The sequence below is a fragment of the Candidatus Marinarcus aquaticus genome, from assembly GCF_004116335.1.
GTDB classification, from domain to species: Bacteria; Campylobacterota; Campylobacteria; order Campylobacterales; family Arcobacteraceae; genus Marinarcus; species Marinarcus aquaticus.
The window spans coordinates 1-4,952 of sequence record NZ_PDKN01000013.1 but is presented as its reverse complement, the minus strand read 5'-3'; the positions used below and the strand labels follow the sequence as shown (position 1 = coordinate 4,952).

The following is a 4,952-nucleotide window of genomic DNA, read 5'->3' as shown; positions in this document are numbered from 1 at the left end:
GGTAACTCTGCGATTGCTTTATTACAAATTGCAGATAAATCAATGGCGGAACAATCAAACATTCTTGATACCGTTAAAGCCAAATTAATCCAAGCCAATACGGCTACTACGTCTAGTGCGGGTAGAACGGCGATTGCAGCAGATATTGATAAATTATTAACACAACTTGATAATATTGCAAAATCAACCAATTATAATGGTACGCAATTGATTTCAGATACAGCAGGTACAGGTACTGCAACGGCCATGACATTCCAAGTGGGTGAAGATTCAACCAATAATGCAATCAGTACAACGGCTATTCAAGCCAATACTACAGGCTTATCATTGACTGGTTTAACGGCTCTTACTGGAGCTGGAAATATCACCGCAGCACAAGCGTCATCAGCACAATCAGGAATTGATGATGCAATTACAACACTGAACCAATACCGAAGTGCAGTGGGTTCTGTACAAAACCAAGTAGAGTCAGCAGTACGAAACTTAATGACTCAAGCAACAAATGTAAAAGCGGCTGAAGCAATTATTCGAGACGTTGATTACGCGGAAGAATCTGCTAACTTCAACAAACAAAACATTATCTCGCAAGCGGGTGCTTATGCAATTGCACAATCTAACGCTGCACAACAAAACGTTCTTAGATTACTTCAATAACGAAGTAATCTAGTCTGAGCAAATTTATTTGCGTAGAATGTTTCTGTGAAAACGTTCTTAGATTACTTCAATAACGAAATAATCTAGTTCAAGCACTTTATTTTCTTTTATGAAGCCCAAGGGTTATCCACCTTGGGCTTTTTTATATTTCTATATTGTCGTTTGGATGGTTTTGTACGTAGAGAGCTTTCTCTTTTTCATAGACCAAATTAATCCACTCTTCCCAGTTCTCCCAATCATCTCTGTCATAATCAAAGTAGTGAAAAAGTGCATTGGCCCACCCTTGATCGTCTTGATATTTTTCATACGATTTGTTAAGGGTTTTATACTTTTGCCAAAGTTTCGTTTCAACCAATACGCTTCCAAACTCTTCACTGATGACTTCCATATCATCTTCTGTTAAATCTTTAAGCATTCGCAGTTGTTTTAATGTCTGTTTAGTCAAAGACATAATGGTTAAAATCCTCGTAAAGTAATACCTAAAAACAGTGCTCCTAAACCAAATAGAATGTTGATAGGTATAAGGTAGTTTGCTATAGTCAGAAGGAATGCTTTTGCACTTTTATAATCTTCTTTGTTAAAAGCTTTAAAAGCATTGACATGTTTGATGTAAATGAGTATAAACACCAATGTCATCATTGTCCAAATTCCCTCTTTTAAATAGACTGCAGAGGCTAAGTTCAAGACTTTAAAATCAACAGCTAAAACCATAATCAGTGCAGTTACCAATAAAAGTACAATAGAAGGAATCACGAGTTTAAAAAAGTATTTGAGGTTAAAAAGTGTTGTTCGTAATTTTATAGGAGCATCTTCGATACCTTGGACGGAGTAATGCACAGCCAATCGAATGGCAATCATTCCTCCCAACCAAATAATGGCACTTAAAACGTGTAGAAATATGATGAATGAAGCGTAGTGACTGAATAAGTACGTGCTTAATTCTTTCAAATATTCTCCTTTGCATATTGAAGCGCAGCAGTTTTTGCCTCTTCTATTTTAGTGACATCTTTCCCACCTGCTTGGGCAAAATCTGGACGACCACCACCGCCACCACCAACGATGGGTGCAATATTTTTAATCCAGTCACCTGCTTTAATATTACTGTTTTTACTTCCAGCAACCATTAAAACTTTATCGCCTTTTGCTTGAAGTAACAGTGCAGCAACTTTCTCGTTGCCATTTTTTAAATCATCAACGATTTTTTTAATATCCCCAGTTTGAACAACATCTACAACGACTTTTACGCCATCAATAAGCTCTTCTGAAATAGGAGTAGAAACAGCATTTTGAGCCTCTTGTAACTCTTTTTTAAGCTCTTTGATTTGCTCTTTAAGTTTGGTAATACCTAAAATAGGGTCACTGTTTTTAACTTCATTTTGTACTTGATTAAGAAGTTGAATGTTTCCTTTTGCATAGTTAATAGCACTCAGACCACATACTGCTTCAATTCTTCTCACTCCTGCACTCACTCCTGACTCTTTTGTAATAAAGAAGCTTCCAATATCTGCACTGTTTTTAACGTGTGTTCCACCACAAAATTCCACTGAAACATCATTGAAACTTACAACTCGTACAGTATCACCATATTTTTCACCAAACATGGCAATGGCACCTTTTTGTTTCGCTTCATCAATGGGTAACTCTTCTACATTTCCAGACAGACCTCTTGAAATCATAGAGTTGACCAAATCTTCAACTTCGTTGATTTGTTCAGGGCTCATTGCTTTTGGATAGGTAAAATCAAATCGTAATCGTGAAGCATCATTGAGGGATCCTGCTTGTGAAACCGTGTCACCTAAAACCATTTTAAGGGCACTTTGTAAAAGGTGTGTAGCACTGTGGTGTTTTGCAATCTCGTATCGGTTAACAACCACACCCACAACCTCTTCATCTTTATCTAATGTGTTGTGTTCTACTTTGACTTTTGAAAGATTTAAATCAAAGAATTTTTGTGTATCTAAGACTTCGGCGATATGGCTGTTATCTTCAATGATTCCAATATCTCCTGCTTGCCCACCAGATTGTGCATAAAATGGCGATTGCTCAAGCATCACCCATCCGGTAGTTCCTTGTGCAAGTTGAGATACTTCATTGAACTCTTCATCCAATAACGCCACAATTTTTGTTTTAAATGAAGTGTTTTCATATCCCACAAATTCATTTTTCCCATATTTTTCAAGCAGTTGATTAAAGTCACCCGATGCAGCTGCATCACCGCTTCCTTTCCATGCTGCTTTGGCTTTACTTTTTTGCTTACTCATCAAGGCATCAAAGGTGTCAATGTCCACATCTAAATTCAAGTTCCGTAACATGTCTTGAGTTAAGTCCAATGGGAATCCAAAAGTATCATAGAGTTTAAATGCCACTTCACCACTGAAGATGGTTTTTGTATTTTTTAACTCTTCATTAAACAGGCTCATCCCTGAATCAATCGTTTTAAAGAATCGGTCTTCTTCTAGTGTGATTTGCTCTTTGATGTATTCCGCTTTTTCAGCTAACTCTGTATAATGACCACCCATCATTGAAACAAGTTGGTCAACCAATTTAGCCATAAATGGTTTTCTAAATCCTAAAAGGTATCCATGTCGAACGGCACGTCGTAAGATTCTTCTTAGAACATATCCCCGTCCCTCTTTATCAAATAAGATTCCATGAGAAATCATAAAGCTCACAGCTCGTAAATGGTCAGCAATAACACGGTAGCTTCCAATGGTTTCAGATGTTGTTTTTTTACCAGCAAGCTCTTCTACTTTTTTAATAAGCGGGGCAAACATTGATGAATCGAAGTTATTAAACTTTCCTTCTTTAATCGCAATCACACGCTCTAATCCCATACCCGTATCAATAGATGGTTTTGGTAGTGGGTTTAAGTTTCCTTGTGCGTCTCGATCGTATTGCATGAATACAAGGTTCCAAATCTCTAAGAATCGATCCCCTTCACCACCCATTTTATCTTCAGGTCCATTGAAGTGCTCTTCCCCTTGGTCATAAAAAATTTCACTGCACGGTCCACATGCACCTGTATCTCCCATTGACCAGAAGTTGTCTTTATCTCCAAACCGCATGATTCGCCCAGAGTCAATGTGTTGTTTCCACAGTTCATACGCTTCATCATCACTGTCATGAATCGTTACCCACAGTTTTTCAACGGGTAAGGCAAGGTTTTGTGTTACAAATTCCCACGCATGAGCAATCGCATCCTCTTTAAAATAATCACCAAACGAGAAGTTTCCTAACATCTCAAACAGAGTGTGGTGACGAGCGGTGTAACCTACATTTTCTAAGTCGTTGTGTTTCCCACCTGCACGTACACATAGTTGACAACTGGTTGCTTTTGGATTGTGGGGCTTTGGTACGGCGCCTGTAAATACATCTTTAAATTGTACCATTCCCGCATTGGTAAACAGTAGAGTTGGATCATCAGGGACCAATGACATACTGTCATAAATATCGTGCCCTTTGCTTTGAAAAAACTCTAAAAACTCTTTTCTAATATCCATCTGAAATTCCATTATGTGTTAATTTTTTACGATTGTATCGAAAAAAACTTTTATACAAGATTAGTAAATATGATGCTTTAAGTTTAGGATTGTATAATTTATCATTATTTAAAATAAAAGGAAATCGAATGGGTAAATATGTAGATTTAACACCTGCAAATTTTGAGTCAGTGACATCAAATGGTATTTCTCTAGTTGACTTCTGGGCACCTTGGTGTGGGCCTTGTAGAATGATTGCGCCAGTAATTGAAGAGTTAGCCCAAGAGTTTGAAGGAAAAGCAAATATTTGTAAAGTGAATACCGATGAAGAACAAGATTTAGCTGTAAAACATGGTATTCGTTCAATTCCAACTATCATTTTCATGAAAGATGGTGAGGTGGTTGATACGATGATTGGTGCTTCTTCTAAACAAGCTTTAGCGGATAAAATCAACTCACTGCTTTAAAATAAATCAGAGAATTTCTCTGGTTTATACCACCTCCCCACCTTACGACCCCTCTGTAATTTTTTCAAGTGAATTTAAACTTAACATATAAAGTTAACTTATTTTAATTAATCTTGCACTTAATAAAATTTGAGTAATATTATGCCTTTATAAATATGAACGATTAATAGAAAATGAAACTGAGATGTTTAGAGAGCATAAACATTATTGAAACAAAGGAAAACGGATGTTAGACTTAGCGATAATAGGGGGAGGGCCAGCTGGATTAACAGCAGGTTTGTACGCGACACGAGGTGGATTAAAGAGTGTAACCATGTTTGAAATGGGGATGCCAGGTGGACAAATCACAGGC

General features: G+C 37.2%; 6 protein-coding genes. 3 read left to right on the top strand and 3 right to left on the bottom strand.

Going from position 1 to position 4,952, the window contains the following annotated elements; translation table 11 throughout:
• Positions 1–654, top strand: a 654-nt coding sequence (locus CRV04_RS12735) for a flagellin (protein ID WP_128997241.1), incomplete at its 5' end; no start/stop codon positions are given.
• Positions 655–796: 142 nt separating this feature from the next.
• Here CRV04_RS12735 and CRV04_RS12730 read toward each other — a convergent pair.
• The 3 genes from CRV04_RS12730 to alaS are packed head-to-tail and all read right to left on the bottom strand — an operon-like array spanning position 797 to position 4,154.
• Positions 797–1,105, bottom strand: coding sequence for a hypothetical protein (locus CRV04_RS12730; protein WP_128997240.1), 309 nt, complete (start codon positions 1,103–1,105; stop codon positions 797–799).
• 5 nt (positions 1,106–1,110) lie between these two features.
• The gene (locus CRV04_RS12725) at positions 1,111–1,602 is read right to left on the bottom strand and encodes a hypothetical protein (RefSeq protein ID WP_128997239.1); all 492 of its coding nucleotides are present in this window, start codon (positions 1,600–1,602) and stop codon (positions 1,111–1,113) included.
• On the bottom strand, positions 1,599–4,154 hold the full coding sequence (gene alaS / locus CRV04_RS12720) for an alanine--tRNA ligase (RefSeq protein WP_128997238.1): 2,556 nt from the start codon (positions 4,152–4,154) through the stop codon (positions 1,599–1,601). The genes CRV04_RS12725 and alaS overlap by 4 nt, the downstream gene beginning before the upstream one ends.
• Positions 4,155–4,282: 128 nt before the next feature.
• Between alaS and trxA the strand changes: the two genes are divergently transcribed.
• Together trxA and CRV04_RS12710 are read left to right on the top strand one after the other, a co-directional pair.
• Positions 4,283–4,600: a thioredoxin gene (gene trxA / locus CRV04_RS12715; RefSeq protein ID WP_128997237.1), complete on the top strand. Its 318-nt coding sequence runs from the start codon at positions 4,283–4,285 to the stop codon at positions 4,598–4,600.
• 226 nt (positions 4,601–4,826) lie between these two features.
• On the top strand, positions 4,827–4,952 hold a 126-nt coding region (locus tag CRV04_RS12710), incomplete at its 3' end, for an FAD-binding protein (protein ID WP_164969123.1).